Genomic DNA, 18,423 nt, shown 5'->3' on the forward strand with positions numbered 1-18,423 from the left:
TCTCCCGATATGGGCGACTTACCACTCTGCATAGACTAAAGGCTCTTCTTACCGGGTTGTATAGCGCGAAAGAGAACCCTCTGTCGATTTATCGGGTTTTCGCGGCGTTTCAAGCGATGTCATTCATCCCTGCAGCCCCTTTCCGACTGCGAGGTTTTGAAATGATGCGCTCGCGCCATTTACGTCACGCCTGTTCCTGCGCTAAGGCCATTTACACCAAAGTGAGTCATTCGGCGTATTGCCGATTTAAATGCCCAGCGGCTGCTGTATTGCTGTGCGGCATGATTGCGATGCTGAGTACGTCGGATAGGGTTAGGGAACCGAAGATCGTCAGTCGCGTGAACGCATCAAGCGCAAGCCAACCTTCTTCGGCCTTAACGGTGACTGCGCCGGCCGACACTGAATCCTTTAGCAGAACCAGTTACAGTCGGCTATCCGACGCTGCCCCGCTTGTCATGCCGGACGTCGACAGCGGTTCTTACGCGGGACGGATCGAAGGCACGTTGCGCGACACCCTGGCACGAGCCAGCGTGCCAGTGGAGATACAACAGCAGATCGCGCATCTTTTTGCTCCTCGCCTCGACCTCGCCGCGCGTGCGCACAAGGGCGACACTTATCATGTTCTCTACGGAAACGACGATACAGACGCACGGCGCAAGCGTGTAACGGCCGTCGAACTCCGCTCGGGCGGCGAGTTCTACCAGGCCGTGTGGTTCATCGCGCCGGGACGCACCGATGGACACTACTATTCATTCGACGGACGCAGGCTTGCCACCAAGCCATTTTCCATGCCTGTCGATGACGTTAGGCTCAGTTCGCCCTTCGGTTACCGGACCCATCCGGTCAAGGGCCAACACCTGATGCACACAGGTGTGGACTTTGCCGCACCGAAGGGAACACCTGTCGGCGCGGCCGCCTCAGGAACGGTGCGCTTCATTGGCTTCAAAGCCGGTTACGGCAAGATCGTCGTACTCAGTCATCCGCGAGGCTTTACGACGCACTACGCGCACCTGTCCGCGTTCGCCCGCGATTTGCGTGTCGGCAAGCCGGTGACCGAAGGACAACCACTCGGCGCGGTAGGCAGTACTGGCGCGGCGACGGGGCCGCATCTGCATTTCGAGGTGCGTGAGTATGGTCAACCGATCGATCCGCTCGTGTTGACAAGCCGAACCCGCACCGCGCCGCTCACGACCAGTCAGCAGATCGCGTTCGACAGCATGACAGGCGCCCTGCGTGAACAACTGGCGGCATTGCCTCTCGATACACCGGCGGGCAGGATGGCGTCGAATGCCGAAAGCACGCCGAACACACCTGAGAAGCAGAAAAGCTCGTTGACTTGAAGCACGAGGCGACCGCCCGATATTGACAACAAAAAAGCCATTCTCTAGTTTACTGGATGCCCGATCCCTTAAACTGGACGACATGGACATCAACGCCCTGATCGCACGGCGAGTCAAAGCGCTACGCGACGCTCAGAACTGGTCTCTCGACGCGCTGGCCGAACGCAGCAAGGTCAGCCGCTCGAACATCTCGCTGATCGAGCGCGGGCAGAGCAGCCCCACCGCGACCGTGCTCGACAAACTTGCAACCGCGTTGAACGTGCCGCTCGCGTCGCTATTCGAGCAGGAAGGCGCACCCGCGGCTGAGCCGTCGCCAGTCAGTCGCGCGGCCGAGCAGCCGGTATGGACCGACCCGAGCTCCGGCTATGTGCGACGTCATCTGTCGCCTACCGCGCGCTCGGCGATCCAGTTGGTCGAGGTCAACTTCCCCGCGGGTCAGCGGGTCAGTTACGAAACCGGCGCGCGCGACGCGGACATCCATCAACAGGTGTGGATGCTCGACGGGTCGATGGAAATCACGATCGGCGACACCAGTTGGCGGCTCAAGACAGGCGACTGCCTTGCGATGCGGCTCGACAGCCCGATCGTGTTCCGTAACCCCACTCGCAAACGCGCGCGCTATCTCGTCGCGCTGAGCACAACGCCAATCAACGATCGGAGAAACGGATGAGCGATAACGTGACCATACGGCGCGTCGGCCCAAAAGAAGCGGCCGCCTGCGTCGAAGCGCTCGCCGACGTGCTGATCGACTGCGTGGAAGGAGGAGCGTCGGTCAGCTTCATGCTGCCGATCTCGCGCAACACCGCGCTCGTGTTCTGGCGCAACGTCGCGGAGGGCGTCGCGCGCGGAGAACGCGCATTGTTGATCGCTGAAGACCGGGACGGCAGCATCGTCGGCACCGTGCAATTGATCACCGCGCAACCCGAAAATCAGCCGCATCGCGCCGACGTCGCGAAGATGCTCGTGCACAGAAAAGCACGCCGCCGCGGCGTCGCGCACGCTCTGATGAGCGAACTCGATCGCGTCGCGCGGGACGAAAAAAAATCGGTTCTCGTGCTCGACACCGTAACCGGCGGCGATGCCGAGCGACTCTATCAGCGCGCCGGCTGGCAACGCGTCGGCAGCGTGCCGAACTACGCGCTGATGCCCGACGGCGCGTTCTGCGCCACCACGTTCTATTGCAAACAGCTTTGACTGCGCATGCAGTCCGTTCCGCGCAAGTATTTGAAAATTTCAACTACTTGCCTATAATGCCTGCACTGCGCATGACGGCCGACGGCGGAGCAAATTCTTGTACTCGGACTTCCTGACTTTCAGGCTCGATCTGACCAGCGCGCTGCTGATCAACCGCGCGAACATCGTCTATCGCGAGCGCTGGGATCTCGACGTGCGTGCCCTGCGCGTGCTGCGCCTCGTCTGTGCGGAACCCGACATCACGCCTAAGGCCGTTTCGCAACGCGCGCTGATCGAAAAAACGCTGCTGTCCAAAGTCCTCGCCGAACTTGAAACACGCGGCCTGATCACTCGCAACATGCATGCATCAGACCGTCGAAGCATCGCATTACGCGCCACCGATCACGGCCTCGAAGTTGCGCAGGCATCCGAAGCGGTAGGCACCGAGCTCGAAGTCGAACTCGCGAAGGCGCTCAGCGCGAACGAACGTAAAACGCTCGAACGTCTGCTCAGCAAGCTTTCGCATAGCCTGCTCGAAAGCGAGTCCGCAAGCGCGCCGCCCGCGAGATCCTGACCGACGGTCCGCCTTTCGCCGCGCCTTCCCTGGCGTTCATGCCAACAAGGAGCCCTCCATGTCGAAGCTGATCGGAACGATGTCGAGCGCGATCGGTGCACGGCGCCACGCGTCCGCAGTGAAAACTCTCAACGAAATCCCAAGCTATCACTCGCCGAAATTCGCACCGGCGCTCGACCCGACCTTGCGTACGGGTCTCGAAGCCATGCTGTGCGGGGCCGGTGTCTCGCTCGACCAACACGAAACCAATCAGTGAATTCACACGCCGTCTATACCATTCTCGATCTGATCGGGACCTTCGTATTCGCGATCAGCGGCGCGGTCGCCGCGCGTCAACGGCGGCTCGACCTGTTCGGCATTGTCGTGATCGCCTTCATGGTCGCGTGCGGCGGCGGCATCGTGCGTGACGTGTGCATCGGCGCAATCCCGCCGGCGGGGCTGTCGAACTGGCGGTATCTGGCCACCGCGCTCGCCGCGTCCGCGGTGACGATTCTCGCGTATCCGCAGGTGCGCCGGCTGCGTCAGCCGGTGCTGTTCTTCGATGCGATCGGGCTCGGTCTGTTCGCGGTGTCGGGCGCGCAGAAAGCGCTCACGTATGGCCACAATGCCGAGCTCGCGATTCTGCTCGGCGTCGTCAGCGCGGTGGGCGGCGGTGTGATGCGCGACGTCGTGCTCTCGCGCGTGCCCGCGATTCTCGAGCGCGAGATCTATGCGTCTGCCGCGCTGTTCGGCGCGGCGGTGCAGGTCGGCTTTGCGTATGCGGGCTGGACGGACTGGTGGACGCCGTGGTTCGCGACCTTGGCTTGCGTGATGGTGCGGCTCGCGTCGCTGCGCTACGGCTGGCGGCTCCCGGTCTTCCAGGGCAGACGCGCCGAGACGCGCGACAACTCATAACAGGCTCTGCTCATGCGCCGCCCGCCATGCTCGGCAGCAGATCGCGATAGATATGAATCATCGCGGGCCCCATCAGCACGACGAGCAGCGCCGGAAATATACAGAACATCAACGGAAACAGCAGCTTCAGCGCAATCTTCGCGGCTCGCTCCTCGGCGCGCATCCGGCGGCGCGTGCGCAGCGTATCGGACAGCACGCGCAGCGACGCGCCGATGCTGGTGCCGAAGCGCTCGGCCTGGATCAGCATCGCGCTGAACGAGTCGATGTCTTCCACGCCGGTGCGCAGCGAAAAATTGCGCAGTGCCTTTTCCTTCGAGAAACCCGAGCGCATTTCTAGCAGCATCAGTTCGAGCTCGCTCGCGACCACTGCGCTGCGCAGGCGGATTTCCTCGCCGACTTTCATCAGCGACGCATCGAGGCCCAGCCCCGCTTCCACACACACGGTCAGCAGATCGAGCGCATCGGGAAAGTCCTCGACGAGGCTGCGCTGGCGCGCTGCGGTGCGGCGCGACAGCACGACGTTCGGCAGGTAGTAGCCGAACGCGGCCAGCACGACGAGCACCATCGCGCGTTCGAGCAGCGAGCTCGCGAACGACGAGCCGTACAGCGCGAGCATCGCCAGCAGCGGCAACGTCAGCGCGAGTGCGGTCTTCGCGGCCAGATAGACCGGCACGGCGTTGGCCGAGCGCCAGCCGGCGTTCATCAACTGCACGCGCAGCGCGGATTGCTCCCAGCCGTCCTTCGGCACCGACAGCTTCGAGATCGGCTGCGAGATCTCGACGAGCTTTTCGTACCACGGCGTCTGCGCGGCGGCGTCGAGTTGCTCCGGCGCGGGCACCGCATTCGCACCGCCCGCCTGCTCGATGCGGCGGCTCATGTCGCGCGGCGTGCTCAGATGCATCGCGCCGAACACGGCCGCGAAAACGATCGCGAAGACGCCGGCGAGCAACAGAATCTGCGTGATGTTCAGTGTTTGCATGGTCCTTCTCCGATGACCTCGAGCCCGCTCAAACGCGGATCTTCACGATGTGCCGCATCCACAGAATGCCGAACAGCATGGCGATGCTCGCCACCGCGATCATCCTGACGCCCGCCGGGTCCCGCCACAGCACGTTCAGGAACCCCGGATTGATCGCCATCATCGCGCCGCCGACGCCGAACGGCAGCAGGCCGAGCACCCACGCGGACATCCTGCCTTCGGCGGAAAGCACGCGAACCTTGTCGAACAGCTTGAAGCGGTCGCGGATCAGCGCGGTGATGCCGTCGAGCACTTCGGCGAGATTGCCGCCCGTCTCGCGCTGGATCACGACGGCGATCACGAAGTAACGCAGATCGCGAATCGGCACCCGTGTCGCGAGATTCGTCAGCGCCTCGCTGATCGACACGCCGTAGTTGATCTCGTCGAACACGATGCGGAACTCGCCGCTCATCGGCTCGGCGAACTCGGCGCCGACCATATCGATCGCGCCGGTGAACGCATGGCCCGAGCGCAATGCTCGCGACAGCATGTCGCAAACGTCCGGCAGTTGCCGTTCGAGCTGACGAATGCGCCGGTGGCGGCGCCGCTGTACGTAGACGATCGGCAGCAACGCACATAGAGCGGCGGCGGCAGCCGTGAAGATCCACGGCACCCTGAGGCTCGCACCCACGATCAGCACGAAAGGCGGCAACACCGCGCAGGTGCCGAAGAAACGACCGACCGACCAGGACAGCCCCGACTGCTGCAGAAACAGATCGAGCGCATGCACGCGCGGAATACGCAGCAGCAGCCGCGCGAGCACCGCGGACTCGGCCATCGTGCGCGTCTTCAGAATCGACAGACGCTGCCGGCTCATCGGACCGCCGGCCGATACCGCGCGAATCCGCGAATCGACGCGGCGCGCGACCGGCCCGTGCCGGCTGTTCCAATACTCGTAGACGCCACCCGTCGCGAGCACCACGGCCGCGAACAGCAGAATGATCGACGCGTAGAAAATCGGGCTCATGCAAGTCTCCTGAAACACCGGGCAAGGGGTCTGTGCGCGTTGCCCGTGCACGTCATGTCGTTTCGAAGCGCCGCGCCGGATCGTAGATCTGCTCCGACGGCGCCACGCCGAATGCCTGCAAGCGCTCGGCGAATTTCGGCCGCACGCCGGTCGCACAGAAATGGCCGCGCACGTTGCCCTTCGTATCGACGCCGGAGCGGCGGAACACGAAAATCTCCTGCATGTTGATCATGTCGCCCTCCATGCCGGTCAGCTCCGAAATGCTGACGATCTTGCGGCGTCCGTCGGTCAGACGCGTGGCTTGCACGACCACGGAAATCGCCGACGAAATCTGCTGGCGCATCGTGCGTGTCGGCAGCGACAGGCCGCCGAGCGTCATCATGTTTTCGAGGCGCGTCAGCGCATCGCGCGGTGTGTTCGCGTGGATAGTCGACAGCGAGCCTTCGTGGCCGGTGTTCATCGCGTTCAGCATGTCGAGCGCTTCGGCGCCGCGCACCTCGCCGAGAATGATGCGGTCGGGGCGCATCCGCAGCGCGTTGCGCACCAGCGTGCGCTGCGTGATCTCGCCGCGTCCCTCGATGTTCGGCGAACGCGTCTCCAGCCGCAGCACGTGCTGCTGGCGCAGCTGCAGCTCGGCGGCGTCCTCGATCGTGACGATGCGCTCGTCGCCCGGAATGAATCCCGACAGCACGTTCAGCAGCGTGGTCTTGCCGCTGCCCGTGCCGCCCGACACGAGGATGTTCACCTTCGCGCGCGCCAGTGCGTCGAGCACCTCAGCCATCGGCGGCGTGAGGCTCTGCAATTCGATCAGGTCGGCAACCTGCAACGGATTCGCGGCGAAACGGCGAATCGACAGCAACGGACCGTCGATCGCGCAGGGCCGGATGATTGCATTCACGCGCGAGCCGTCCGGCAGGCGTGCGTCGACCATCGGGCTCGATTCGTCGATATGGCGGCCGACGCCGGAGACGATCTTCTCGATGACCTTCATCAGATGCGCGTCGTCGTAGAAGGTCACATCGGTCGCCTCCAGCCGGCCACGGCGCTCGACGTAGGTATGACGATGCGTGTTCACCAGAATGTCGGACACGGTCGGGTCGCGCAGCAGCACTTCGAGCGGACCGAAGCCGAACATTTCGTCGTGCACGTCGCCGACGAGTTGCCGGCGTTCGAGATCGTTGGCGGGCGCCTTCTGGTCTTCGAGAATGCGGCCGATCAGCGTCGCGATCTCCTGGCGGACCTGCTCGGGCGGCAACCTCGACAGCCGTTCGAGCTCGACGCGTTCGAGCACCGCCTGATGAATCTCGCGTTTCAGTTTCTGGTATGCGCCGCGCAACATGCCGGCGGCCGCCGGGTCCTGGCGTTCGCCCAGCGGCTGCACGCGTTGCGCGGAAATCTGCTCACGAAGCGACATGACGTTCCCCTGTTCTGATCGTGTGGCGATGGAGCGTTAAAGCGTTTCGAGTTTCGGCGGCGGCTGGCGGCCGAGCAGCCGCCCGAATAGCGACTCACCTTTCGCGCGCGAGCGCCCCGGTTTGTTCGCGCGCGCCGCGATGTTTTCGGCGAGCGCCTGCAGGCTGCGCGCAACCCCGCTGCCGCGCGCGGTCTTCGACACCGGCAGTCCCTGGTTCATCGCATCGGTCACCGTATCGGCATCCTCGGGAATCACCTGATACGCGCTCATGCCGAGCACGGATTCGAGCGCGGCGCGCGGCCGCTCGCCGTGCCGCGTATAGCGGTTCAGGATCAGCCGCATCTGCTCCTGCGCGTAGCCGAGCGAGCACAGAATCTCCTGCAGCCGGCGGCCGGCGCGCACGTGCGGCATGTTCGCCTGCAGCACCAGATGAATCTGGTCGCTGCGATCCAGCGCGAGCATCGACAGCCGATTCAGCGTCTGGCCGAGATCGAACAGCACGAAGTCGTAATGCGGCGCGGCGACACCGAGCAGCCACTCGAGACGGTCTTCCTTGACCTCGGCCGCCTTCACCGGATCGCCCGCGCCGGCGAGGATATGGAAGCTGTCGCTCACGTGCACGACGCTCGTGTCGAAGAACGCGGCATCCATGCGCTCGATCTGCGCGCAGATTTGCGGCAACGTCGACGGCGGCGTCTGGTCGGAGACGAGGAACGCGGCATCCGCGAACTGCTGGTTCAGATCGATCAGCAGCACGCGTTTTTTCTGCGGCAGACTCGCGATCGCATGTGCGACGTTCGCGGCGATAAAGCTGGTGCCCGCGCCGCCCTTGCACGACACGAACGACAGAATCCGCGTGTCGCGCGTGCCGCCTTGCAGGCTCTGCGCCTGTGCGCGCTGCAACGCGTCGGCGAACTGGCGCGAATCGAGCGGCCAGTTCAGCACGTCGCGAAAGCCCGCGCGCATCGCGGCGATCAGCGTCTGCGGCGACGCGTCGGGGATCAGCAGGATGCAGGTGAGCCGCCCATGCTCGCGATGCAGCCGCTCCACCACCGCTAGCTCCGCGTCCTTCAGCGACGCGGCGTCGACGATCAGCACGTCGAACGCATCGAGCGTATTGCCGCGTTCGCCGAGCAGCGACGGCGTGCCCATCGCGCGCGTGATCCGGTAGTCGCCGGCTTCGCCGCTCAGATGCGCGATCTGAGCGAGCCGTGCACCGTCTTCAGAGAGAGCCAGGATGTTGATCATGATGTTCCCCCGCGTCCGCCATCACTGACTGCCGCCGTTGCTGCCGATCCCGATCACGAACGGATTGAACGTCGTGGCCGGCGTCTGGAACGACTTGTCGTACTGCTGCTGCGCGGCGACCGCGGCCCTGCCGTCGACTCCCGGTGTCGACGGCGTGTGCTCGCCCGCATGCGGATCGATGATCTGCATCTGCGTTACGGTGCGCACGGCGTCGCCGACGTGCGCGTCCCAGATCGGCGAGCTCGACATGCAGCCGCTCAACGAGCCGACCAGCGTGGTGCACACCGTCAGCAGCGACGCCGCGCGGCGCGTGATCAGAAGATGTTCGAGTTTCATGAGAGTCTCCTTCGCGGCGCGTTACGGGTTGAGCCGGGTGGTCTTGAGCGTCGGGTTGCCTGGGCTCGTGGCGTCGGCTTTGGCGAGCGCGGGTTCGGCGCTGGTTTGCACTTGCGTTGCCGACGTTGGCGTAGTTGCCGTCTTGTCGGCCGGTGGCCTCGCCGCCGACGGTGCCGGCCGGTCCGCCTGGGTGTCGCGCGGGAGCAGCGCGGCGGGGGCGGCCGAGCCTTCGGTCGGTGCCGGCGTCGGAACCGGTGCGGGCGCCGCGGGTTGCGGTTGCGGTTGCGGTTGCGGTTGCGCGGGCATCTGCGGCGCGTTCGGCAGTGCGGCGGGCCGGCGGCCTTCCATGTTGCCGGTCGCGTAGACGGTGCCGTCGGACACGCCGGTGAAGCTATCGGTCGGCAGCGGATAGTCGCCCGGCGGCAGCGGCTTCACCAGATGCACGGTGACGATGAAGATCAGCTCCGTGCGATCCTGCTGGAACGACGTGCTGCGAAACAGCGCGCCGAGTACCGGCACTTCGCCGATACCGGGCAGCGCCTTCAACGCGCCGGTGATGTTGTTCTGAATCAGCCCGCCGATCGCGAAGCTCTCGCCGTCGTTCATCTGCACCGTCGTCGACGCGCGCCGCGTCGTGATCAGCGGCAGGATCGCGCTGCTGCTCGTGCCGGTCGCCTGGACGGTGACGCCGGTCGGCGACAGTTCCGACACTTCCGGCGCGACCTTCAGATTCACGCGGCTGCCGGCGAGCACGGTCGGCGTGAATTTGAGGCCGACGCCGAACTCTTCTTCCTGCAGCGTGATCGTCGAGCCGCCCGTGCCGTTGCTTTGCGGCACCGGAATGAAGACCCGGCCGCCCGCGAGAAACGACGCCTCCTGGCCGCTCAGCGTGACGAGGTTCGGCTCCGCGAGAATCTTGCCGAGGCTGTCGCTCTTCTGTGCGTCGACGGCGATGTTGAACGGCCTGTTGTTCGCCTTGCTCACCGCGATACCGCTGCTGACGCCGGCGAGCAGGCTGCTCACCAGCGCGCCGGTCCACGAACCGAAGCCGCCCTGGATGTTGACCGCTGCACCCAACTGATTGAGCAGCGTCTTCGACACCTCGGCGACCTTCACTTCGAGCATCACCTGTTGCGGCGAATCGACCGACATCATGTTGATGACTTCCGAGCCCTTGCTAACGCTCGAGCTCTGCTGCGAGATCGAACCGCCGTTACCGAAGCTCGCGGTGCTCGACTGGTCTTGCTGTGTCGGTTGCGCACCCGCGTAAGCGCCGGCGATGCTCATCGCCTGCTGCGCGGCCTGCCCGCTCGATACGCGGCCCGCGAGCACGAGGTTGCCGGCCGCGCTCGACACGCGGATGCCGCGCTCGTTCGGCAGCAGTTGCGCGAGTGTGCGTTGCAGCCCGTCGGCATCGACGCCAACGCTCACGTCGATGATCTGACATGCGCCGCTGCGGCCCTGCACGATCATGTTCGTGGTGCCGACGCTCATGCCGACCACGTACAGCGTGCGCTGCGACACGAGCGTCGCCTGCGCGACGACCGGATTGCCGAGCGTGCGGTTGCGCGCGGGCTCGACGAGCGGAACCAGGATCGACTTGCCGACCGCGACCGACACGCTCGATTCGTCGCGAATCTCGCCGGTGCAGTTCGGCCCGGTCAGCTGCGCTGGGGCGACCATCCGGCCGCTCGCCGCGCCGGTCGGCATCGGCGGGTTGCTCACCAGCATCGGCACGGCGCCCCGGCCGACCGGCAGCGGCGCGGCCTGCGCGCCCCAGCCCGGCGGCATTTGCGCGGCGGCCATCGTTTGAGCGGCGCTGTCGTGCGCAGCCGTTAACCCGGCGCATAACGCGGCGGCTAGCACCGTGCCGCCGAGCGAGTGGCAATGCTTGCCGCCACCGGATGAGAACCGTTGTTGTGTTTTCATGTTGCTGCCCCCGTCGCTCGATAGGTGAACCGAGACGTCTTTTGATTGCCTTCTGATTCAGATCGCGGCGTCAGTCAAAAACCGGCGCGCCGCGACCGCGCTAGAAACATTCGACGCTGCCCGTCACTCCCGACAGCACGCCGACGCAATCGCGCCTGGGCGCCGGACGTGCCGCATAGTGGGTGCGCACCGGACGCACTTCGGGTGCGGCGGGCGCCGAAGCGGGCACCGGCACGTCGAGCAAGGTCAGCTTGGTCGCGCCGCCGGTGCTCGGGGTCTGCTTGTCGACCTGGTTGCGCAGCACCAGCGACAGCGTGCCGACGCTGCGTGCGAGGTCGAGCTTCTCGGCCTGCTCGGGCGTCACTTCGAGCGTCACCGCGTTGACCACTTTCGGCGCGGTGTCGTCGCGGCTCACCTGCTGCGCGACCGCGAGCACGAGGATCTTTTCGAGCACGATCTTCGAGATGCTTTGCGCCGCGTCGGTCTTGTTCGCCTGCTGCGTGTTGACGATCACGTCGACGTAGTTGCCCGGCAGCGCGAAGCCCGCGACGCCGACCACGTCGTTCACCCGCACCGTGATCGCGCGATGGCCTTCGCCGATCACCGCGGACAGGCCGCCCTTGGTGCCCTGCGGCGCGAGCTTCGATTCGAGCACCGGCTCGCCGGGCGCGAGACTCGTCAGCAGCACGCGCCCTTCGAGCGCCTTGCCGTCGGCGAACGCACCGGGCGGCACGCTCGAAGTCGGCCAGCTGACCATGTGAATCAGGTTCTGGTTCAGCGGCTGGCCGAGACTGATGTCCGACGACGCCACCGCGACCGATGTCACCGCGGCCGACGAGGTCTGCAGCAACCAGCGCGACGCGAAACTCACGGCCGCGAGGCCCGCCAGCACGGCGATCGTCAGCATCACTAAAGCCCGACTGTTTTTCATGGCAACACTCCCGCATCGTTCAGTGGAAACGTCCGGCTACAGCGCGGCCGCGAACAGCATTCCGAGGGTGCCGGCCGCGATCGCAACGCCGTAGGGAATCGACCCGACCGATCCAGAGCGCGCATCGATCAGGCTCGGTTGTCTGAGCGGCGCGACGACGAACCCGCCGATCAGTTGCCGCAGATTCGCGAGCAAGCGCGCGAATCTGCCGCGGCACAGCACGATCAGCAGCGACCAGAGTCCGCCGATCAGAAAAGTGGCGAGCGCGATCCGCCAGGTCAGCGCGGGTCCGACCCATGCGCCGATCGTCATCAGCAGCTTCACATCGCCGGCGGCCATGCCGCGCAGCAGATAGAACGGCAACAGCAAAGCGAAGCCGCACGCGGCGCCGCTCAGCCAGTCGAGCGCGCCGGCGAGCGGCCCGTGAATCGACATCTGCACGGCAAGCGCGACGGCGAGCCCGAGTACGATCAGGCGATTGGGAATGCGCCTCGCGGTGAGATCCGTGCTCGCTGCCACGATCGCCAGCACGATCACGCACAGCGGTACAGGATGTGGCGGCAGAAGTGGCAGCGTCATGACGACCTCGTGATGGATGATCGAGCCGCGTCAGATCGAGTCGGCGAGATTGTTGAAGATCGCGCTGAGGTTGGTGCCGAGCGTGGTCACACCGCCGATGATCAGCAGTGCAATCAGGCCGGCGAGCAGACCGTATTCGATGGCGGTCACGCCGTCTTCGTCGTGAGCGAAACGCAGCGCGCGCGCAATCAGCTTCTTCATGACAGCCCCCCGTATTCAGTTGGAAAGTGACGGACGAATCGTGAGGTTCGTCCGTCGGCAAGATGACTCAGACCGAGTCCGCGAGGTTGTTGAAAATCGTCTGCAGATGCTGGCCGAGCAGGGTCACGCCGCCGATGATCAACAGCGCGATCAGGCCGGCGAGCAGCCCATATTCGATGGCGGTCACGCCGTCTTCGTCACGAACGAAACGGGCTGCGGTAGCGATGATGTTCTTCATGATTCGACTCCTGTGGAGGACTAACGATTGAAACCCGTTACCAGGATTGGCGTGGGCGGTGGCACTACGGGCACTGCTGGGAACTGCGGAAAACTGCGAGCTAGTTTCGCCGCCCGGTCAGCGTCGCGCGGTGTTTGATCCGCATGGGCGTAACGCTGGGCGACACGAACTGGAGGAAACGGGGGAAGTGAAGCGGCAGCTGCCGGGCAAGCCGCAGCATTGCGGCCGAGTGCGGCTGACGCAGCATGGCCGCACGATGTGCGCCGCTCATGAGCTTGTTACCGCCGCGCAGTCGCGTGAACTTGTTGTGCATACATCCCCCGTCTTTCGTGATTTTTTCTTGGCGCCGGCTCGAGGTCAGCACCCGCTGGTCAGTCGACGTTGGCTCTCTCTCGCGCCATGGTGTGCTGTCTGTCAGGTCCGCAGCATCGTGTCGTCGACTTCCGCGCACTCCCCATTGCAAGGACGGGACCAGCTTTGCGAAAACAGCGTAACGACAGGGGTTCGAGCCGACTGGCCTCGAGCCTCGCGCCCGATTCGCGTCCGGAATGTCCGAATCCGCGACGTTTCGCATAGGCCGCCGAACACTTCGCGGAACGCGTAAAGCCCCGTTGGACAAGGCTCGGCATTTTTTGTCCAGGACTTTCCCTGAGCCGGTAAAAACGGAATATCGCTGAGAAATCGGCCTTCCCGAATGGCGCGCCGGTCCAAAGCGTCTCATCGATGAGACGGCTTGGTGCGTTGGCGCACACAACGCTGACCGTTTGGCCCGTTATTTGGGTGAATCGGCAGGGCGTGACTCGCGGCCAGGAAAACGCGAGCTTGAAAGTCGCATAAATTTCCGCCAACAATGAGCTGACCGGTTCAGCGCAACGACACGGGTTTTGATTCGATGTCACGCGCAGACACATACAAAACGGAATCAATAAACAGAACGAACGGAGGGTCGACAGACCTGATCCGGATCACACGGGGGCGGGGATCATGTACGCATCACAGCTACGCATGCGCAGCGGCGACAGCGAGATTCACGGCTGGCTCACGCACGAGCGCATCGTCTTCTACTGCAGCGGAATGTGCGCGCTGTATGTGGTGATCATCGGGTTGTGGGCCTATGCGAGCCACGGCTTCACCGACCAGCGCCTCACGCGTCCAGGTGAGGACTTTTCGATTTTCTGGTCGGCCTCGTATGGACTGCTGCACGGTTCGGCGATGCAGGTCTACGACCATGCGTTGTTCGACAAGCTGCAGCGCGCGCTATTCACGACCGTCAAGCAAGACAGCGTGATGCCCTGGCTCTACCCGCCGACCTTCCTCGTGCTGATCTCGCCGCTCGCGCTATTGCCGCGGCTCGTCATGTACTTCGTGTTCGTCGGCGGCGGCATTGCGCTGCTCAGCGCGGGCACGCTGCGAGTGTCGGGCCTTGCCGACAGCTTCAGGGGATCGCGCTTCGCATGGTTCGTCGTCGCGGCCTCGCCGTGCGTGTTCGTGCCAGCCTTGTTCGGTCAGAACTCGCTGCTGACCGCGGGCATCGCGGCGCTCACGCTGCATTGGCTGCGTCGCCATCCGCTACGCGCGGGGTTGTGCCTCGGCCTGCTCGCGATCAAGCCGCAGATGGCCGTGCTGTTTCCGCTTGTGCTGATCGCCGCGCGCGCATGGCGCACGCTGGCGGCCGCCGCGTTCAGCGCGGCGCTGCTCGGCGTGATCAGCGTGCTGGTCTGCGGCGTGCAATCGGTGCGGCTCTTCTTCATCAACACCGGCATTGCCCGCGAGACGCTGCTCGAACAATGCCGCGGCTACTGGCTCGCGTCGCCGACCGTGTTCGCTGTGCTGCGCGAGGGCGGCGCGCCGATCGTCGCGGCCTTTGCGGTCCACGCCTGCGTTGGGCTGATCGCCGCGGCAGCCACATGGCACGTGTGGCGCAACACGCGCGACACGCGGCTGCGCGCGGCGAGCCTCGTCGTCGCCACGTTGCTGACTAACCCGTACGTGTGGCACTACGAACTGGCGTGGCTCGGCATCGCGACGGCCTGCCTGACCGCGCTCGGGCTCGACAGAGGCTGGCTGCGCGGCGAGCAGAGCGTGATTGCGCTTGCGTGGCTGCTGCCGGCCTATGAACTCTTCAACCGCACGACCGAGTTGCCGCAGATCGGCCCGATCGTTCTGCTGCTGGTGCTGCTGCTCGTCATGCGCCGCGTGCGCGCAACGGACGAAGAACGCGACGAGCGCGCCGCCCTCGCCTATTCGCACGCGGCTCGAATCATTCGATAAACGGGGAAGCGTCATGCCAACTCATACAACCACGCCACTGATCTCACTCGTCGTGCCGTTCTATAACGAGCAGGACGCGGTGGAACGCTTCTTCGCGGCAGTCGTGCCGGTGCTCGAATCGATCGACGGCACGCGCTTCGAGATCGTCTGCATCAACGACGGCAGCAGCGACGCGACGCTCGATCGGCTGATCGCGCAGAGCAGCCGCGACCGTCGCATTCGGGTGATCGACCTGACACGCAACTTCGGCAAGGAAGCGGCGTTGACCGCCGGCATCGACGAAGCGTTCGGCGATGCGGTGATTCCGATCGACGCGGACCTGCAGGACCCGCCGAGCCTGATCCCGGTGATGGTCGAGCATTGGCGCGCGGGCGCCGAAGTAGTCGCGGCCAAACGCACGAACCGCCTGTGCGATACGTTCGCCAAACGCACGGCAGCCGCGCTCTACTATCGCGTGCACAACGCACTGTCCGAAGTGAAGCTGCCGGAGAATGTCGGCGACTTCCGGCTGATCGATCGTCAGGTGGTCAACGCACTGCGCAGTCTGCCGGAGCGCCGACGCTTCATGAAGGGCCTGTTCGCGTGGGTCGGCTACCGCACCGTGATCGTCGAATACGAACGCGAGCCGCGCAGCGCCGGTCACTCGAAGTTCTCCGGCTGGCGGCTGTGGAACTTCGCGCTCGAAGGCATCACGAGCTTCAGCACGGTGCCGTTGCGCAGCTGGACTTATATCGGACTGTCCATCGCGACGCTCGCGTTCGTCTTCGGCGGGTTCGTCATCGGCCGCACGCTGTGGTCGGGCAATCCGGTGCCCGGTTACGCGTCGACGATCTCGGTGATGCTGTTCATGGGCGGCATCGAGCTGATCGGCATCGGCGTGATCGGTGAATACGTCGGCCGCATTTACTACGAGTCGAAGGAACGGCCCGTTTATCTGGTGCGGCGTCGCTATCAGGCGAAGAGCAAGGTCAGCATGTTGCCGGGCGTGCGCCAGGATGCGCGCGCAGCGCATGTGGGGCGCGTCGAACCGACACGCAGGCGTGCCGCGCCACGGTTTCGCGTAGTCGGTCACTGAAGCCGAGGAGTTGATCATGTCTCCCGATGCCTACCTCGAAATGGCCGAGACCGAAGCTGGACACTGGTGGTTTCGCGCGCGGCGCGACGTGCTGCGCACGCTGCTCGAACGGCTCGCGTTACCGCGCCGCGCACGGGTGCTCGAAGTAGGCTCCGGCACCGGCGGCAACCTCGACATGCTGGCCGGCTTCGGCACCGTCAGCGGCCTCGAGATGGACCCGACTGCTCGGGCGCTGAGCGCGCGCAAGACCGGCAAGCAGTTCGACATCCGCGCGGGCCACTGCCCCGACGACGTGCCATTCAACGGCGAACGCTTCGACCTGATCTGCTTCTTCGACTGCCTCGAACATATCGCCGACGACGCCGGCTCGCTCGCCGGCATGCGCGATCTGCTGACGCCGGGTGGCCGCATCGTCGTGACGGTGCCGGCCGGACAACATCTGTGGAGCGCGCACGATGTTTTCCTGCACCATTACCGCCGCTATAGCCGCGCTTCGCTGATGCGCTGTGCGGCCGCAGCCGGCTACGAAGTCGAACGCATCAGCTATTTCAACACGCTGCTGTATCCGGTCGCGGTGCTCGCGCGTTGGGCTGATCGGCTGCTGCATCGCCAGCATTCGAGCGGCGACGCGATTCCTCCGTGGCCGCTCAACGCGGCGCTGTACCGCATTTTCAGCGCCGAGCGCCACTGGCTCGCGCATGCGCCGCTGCCTTATGGCGTATCGCTGTTCGCGGTCCTGCGCAAGCGCGACGGAGCGTCACGATGATGCCGGTCGATCGAGTCAAGCTGATGCGCTTTGGCGCGAGCGGCGTCATCGCGACCGGCCTGCATGTGTGCATTGCGCTGACGCTGATAGCGGACGCCGGCATGTCGCCGCCGTGGGCCAACGCGATCGCGTTCACGTGGGCGACGGCGGCTTCGTATCTGTTGAACACGTTCTGGAGTTTTTCGGCGCTGCCCGCGTTGGTGAACGCTGGGCGGTTCGTGCTCGTATCGCTGGGCGGCCTGACGTTGACCGCGCTCGTAGCGCGCCTGACGCAGCTCGCGGGCGGCCCGCCCGCGCTCGGTATCGCGCTCGTCGTGTGCGTGGTGCCGCCGCTCACGTTCATCGCGCATCGGTGCTGGACGTATCGCTGAATACGAAGCACACGTAACGCGGCTCACGCCGTGCGCAACGCCTTCTGACACGCCGCGAGCACCGCGCCGCCCGCCAGCAGCAGCGCCGAATACACGAGCCCGCGCGCGAGCCCGGCGCCATCCGACACCCAGCCGATCACGACCGGTCCGACGATCTGCCCGAACGCGAACACGATCGTGAAGGCGCTGATGCCCTTCGCCCAGTGGCTCGCGGGCAGATTGTGGCGCACGAACGCGGTCGTCGATGCGACCGCCGACAGGAACGTCGCGCCGAATAGCGTGCCCGAAACGAACGCGACCCACGGCTGCGTGAAGATCGCGGGCAGCAGCGTCGCGATCGCTAGCAGCGCGTTGAGCACGGCGAGCGCCTGGCCGCCGCGCATGCGATCGAGCAGTGTCGACCAGATTCGCGCCGACACCACGGTCGCCGCGCCGAGCAGCAGATAAAAGCCGGTGACGACCGCCGCGCTCATGCCGGCGTTGCGCAACAGCGCGACGATGAAAGTCATGTAGCCGATATAGCCGACGCCGAACAGTCCATAGCCCGCGAGCGCGGCCGCGTAGTGCGGCCAACCCGGCGCGGAAGTGGCGCCGGCTGCATGCGCGGCAGCCGCCGCGCTCGTATGCGCGCGCTCGATTCTGCGCGACGCGCCGATCGCGACCGCGGCGAACAGCGCGCAGGCTGCCGCCAGCGCGAACCACGCGAACTGCCAGCCGTGGGCGGCGTCAAGGATCGTCACGGGCACCAGCACCGACGACGCGACGATCCCCCAGCCGGTGCCCCCGTAATACAGACCGAGCACGAGCCCCGCGTCGCGCGGGCGCGCCGACGCGAGCCGCGCCGCCAGCACGCCGCCGCCGATGAAAATCGCCGCGCTGCTCGCACCGGTGATCACACGCAGTGTCAGAAGCACATCCGTGCTGGCGGTGAGGCCGCTGCCGGCCGAGGCCGTGTAAAAACGTGCTTGATAGCCTAGACTAAATCAACCTGTTGGCGCGAGAGGGGAAGATGGGGCGATTTGTCGAAGGTGCAGACCGCAATCAGGCAACGCTGCTGCCGGAATGTCTCGATGACTTTATTGCAGAAGACAATCCCGT

At 65.1% G+C, this 18,423-nt stretch carries 21 protein-coding genes and 1 pseudogene; 10 read left to right on the top strand and 12 right to left on the bottom strand.

Annotated elements, in window-relative coordinates:
• Window positions 1-161 precede the first annotated feature (161 nt).
• From ACLFKU_RS27385 to ACLFKU_RS27410, 6 genes are all read left to right on the top strand, one after another.
• The gene (locus ACLFKU_RS27385; protein WP_410851157.1) at window positions 162-1,340 is read left to right on the top strand and encodes a M23 family metallopeptidase; all 1,179 of its coding nucleotides are present in this window, start codon (window positions 162-164) and stop codon (window positions 1,338-1,340) included.
• Window positions 1,341-1,422: 82 nt separating this feature from the next.
• The gene (locus ACLFKU_RS27390; protein ID WP_410851158.1) at window positions 1,423-2,010 is read left to right on the top strand and encodes a helix-turn-helix domain-containing protein; all 588 of its coding nucleotides are present in this window, start codon (window positions 1,423-1,425) and stop codon (window positions 2,008-2,010) included.
• Window positions 2,007-2,534: a GNAT family N-acetyltransferase gene (locus tag ACLFKU_RS27395; protein WP_410851159.1), complete on the top strand. Its 528-nt coding sequence runs from the start codon at window positions 2,007-2,009 to the stop codon at window positions 2,532-2,534. The genes ACLFKU_RS27390 and ACLFKU_RS27395 overlap by 4 nt, the downstream gene beginning before the upstream one ends.
• Before the next feature lie 97 nt (window positions 2,535-2,631).
• A complete protein-coding gene (locus tag ACLFKU_RS27400; protein WP_410851160.1) occupies window positions 2,632-3,087 on the top strand; it encodes a MarR family winged helix-turn-helix transcriptional regulator in 456 nt (151 codons plus the stop codon).
• 58 nt (window positions 3,088-3,145) lie between these two features.
• Window positions 3,146-3,343 carry a hypothetical protein gene (locus ACLFKU_RS27405; RefSeq protein WP_410851161.1) on the top strand — a complete coding sequence of 66 codons (198 nt, stop codon included), beginning with the start codon at window positions 3,146-3,148 and terminating at the stop codon, window positions 3,341-3,343.
• Entirely contained in the window at window positions 3,340-3,981 is a 642-nt protein-coding gene (locus ACLFKU_RS27410; protein WP_368582991.1) for a trimeric intracellular cation channel family protein, read from the top strand. Before ACLFKU_RS27405 ends, ACLFKU_RS27410 begins: the two co-directional genes overlap by 4 nt.
• Before the next feature lie 10 nt (window positions 3,982-3,991).
• On the opposite strand, the gene ACLFKU_RS27415 is transcribed toward ACLFKU_RS27410, so the two are convergent.
• From ACLFKU_RS27415 to ACLFKU_RS27465, 11 genes are all read right to left on the bottom strand, one after another.
• A complete protein-coding gene (locus ACLFKU_RS27415; RefSeq protein WP_368582993.1) occupies window positions 3,992-4,960 on the bottom strand; it encodes a type II secretion system F family protein in 969 nt (322 codons plus the stop codon).
• Window positions 4,961-4,988: 28 nt separating this feature from the next.
• Entirely contained in the window at window positions 4,989-5,966 is a 978-nt protein-coding gene (locus tag ACLFKU_RS27420; protein WP_368582994.1) for a type II secretion system F family protein, read from the bottom strand.
• Window positions 5,967-6,018: 52 nt separating this feature from the next.
• On the bottom strand, window positions 6,019-7,380 hold the full coding sequence (locus ACLFKU_RS27425; RefSeq protein ID WP_368582996.1) for a CpaF family protein: 1,362 nt from the start codon (window positions 7,378-7,380) through the stop codon (window positions 6,019-6,021).
• Window positions 7,381-7,416: 36 nt separating this feature from the next.
• Complete coding sequence (locus tag ACLFKU_RS27430; RefSeq protein ID WP_410851162.1) at window positions 7,417-8,628, bottom strand: CpaE family protein; 1,212 nt, start codon at window positions 8,626-8,628, stop codon at window positions 7,417-7,419.
• Between the two features lie 21 nt (window positions 8,629-8,649).
• Entirely contained in the window at window positions 8,650-8,964 is a 315-nt protein-coding gene (locus ACLFKU_RS27435) for a hypothetical protein (protein ID WP_368582998.1), read from the bottom strand.
• A 21-nt stretch (window positions 8,965-8,985) separates the two neighbouring features.
• Window positions 8,986-10,893 (bottom strand): type II and III secretion system protein family protein, encoded by a 1,908-nt coding sequence (locus ACLFKU_RS27440; RefSeq protein ID WP_410851163.1) that lies wholly within the window; start codon window positions 10,891-10,893, stop codon window positions 8,986-8,988.
• A gap of 100 nt (window positions 10,894-10,993) precedes the next feature.
• Window positions 10,994-11,824: a Flp pilus assembly protein CpaB gene (cpaB, locus tag ACLFKU_RS27445; protein WP_410851164.1), complete on the bottom strand. Its 831-nt coding sequence runs from the start codon at window positions 11,822-11,824 to the stop codon at window positions 10,994-10,996.
• 36 nt (window positions 11,825-11,860) lie between these two features.
• A complete protein-coding gene (locus ACLFKU_RS27450) occupies window positions 11,861-12,403 on the bottom strand; it encodes a prepilin peptidase (RefSeq protein WP_410851165.1) in 543 nt (180 codons plus the stop codon).
• A gap of 30 nt (window positions 12,404-12,433) precedes the next feature.
• Window positions 12,434-12,604 carry a Flp family type IVb pilin gene (locus ACLFKU_RS27455; RefSeq protein ID WP_368583004.1) on the bottom strand — a complete coding sequence of 57 codons (171 nt, stop codon included), beginning with the start codon at window positions 12,602-12,604 and terminating at the stop codon, window positions 12,434-12,436.
• A gap of 67 nt (window positions 12,605-12,671) precedes the next feature.
• On the bottom strand, window positions 12,672-12,842 hold the full coding sequence (locus ACLFKU_RS27460) for a Flp family type IVb pilin (protein WP_013092552.1): 171 nt from the start codon (window positions 12,840-12,842) through the stop codon (window positions 12,672-12,674).
• Between the two features lie 100 nt (window positions 12,843-12,942).
• On the bottom strand, window positions 12,943-13,155 hold the full coding sequence (locus ACLFKU_RS27465; RefSeq protein ID WP_410851166.1) for a hypothetical protein: 213 nt from the start codon (window positions 13,153-13,155) through the stop codon (window positions 12,943-12,945).
• A gap of 671 nt (window positions 13,156-13,826) precedes the next feature.
• Between ACLFKU_RS27465 and ACLFKU_RS27470 the strand changes: the two genes are divergently transcribed.
• Genes ACLFKU_RS27470 through ACLFKU_RS27485 form a run of 4 tightly spaced genes read left to right on the top strand, consistent with a single transcriptional unit; the run spans window position 13,827 to window position 17,325 of the window.
• Entirely contained in the window at window positions 13,827-15,113 is a 1,287-nt protein-coding gene (locus ACLFKU_RS27470; RefSeq protein WP_410851167.1) for a glycosyltransferase family 87 protein, read from the top strand.
• A gap of 13 nt (window positions 15,114-15,126) precedes the next feature.
• Entirely contained in the window at window positions 15,127-16,188 is a 1,062-nt protein-coding gene (locus ACLFKU_RS27475; RefSeq protein ID WP_410851168.1) for a glycosyltransferase family 2 protein, read from the top strand.
• Window positions 16,189-16,204: 16 nt separating this feature from the next.
• The gene (locus ACLFKU_RS27480; protein ID WP_368583010.1) at window positions 16,205-16,954 is read left to right on the top strand and encodes a class I SAM-dependent methyltransferase; all 750 of its coding nucleotides are present in this window, start codon (window positions 16,205-16,207) and stop codon (window positions 16,952-16,954) included.
• The gene (locus ACLFKU_RS27485) at window positions 16,951-17,325 is read left to right on the top strand and encodes a GtrA family protein (RefSeq protein ID WP_368583012.1); all 375 of its coding nucleotides are present in this window, start codon (window positions 16,951-16,953) and stop codon (window positions 17,323-17,325) included. Before ACLFKU_RS27480 ends, ACLFKU_RS27485 begins: the two co-directional genes overlap by 4 nt.
• A gap of 23 nt (window positions 17,326-17,348) precedes the next feature.
• Here ACLFKU_RS27485 and ACLFKU_RS27490 read toward each other — a convergent pair.
• Window positions 17,349-18,269: pseudogene (locus tag ACLFKU_RS27490) on the bottom strand (YbfB/YjiJ family MFS transporter); the annotation flags it as partial.
• Window positions 18,270-18,423: the final 154 nt, after the last annotated feature.

The organism is Paraburkholderia sp. EG304, from assembly GCF_046543485.1.
In the GTDB taxonomy this organism is placed as follows: Bacteria; Pseudomonadota; Gammaproteobacteria; order Burkholderiales; family Burkholderiaceae; genus Paraburkholderia; species Paraburkholderia youngii.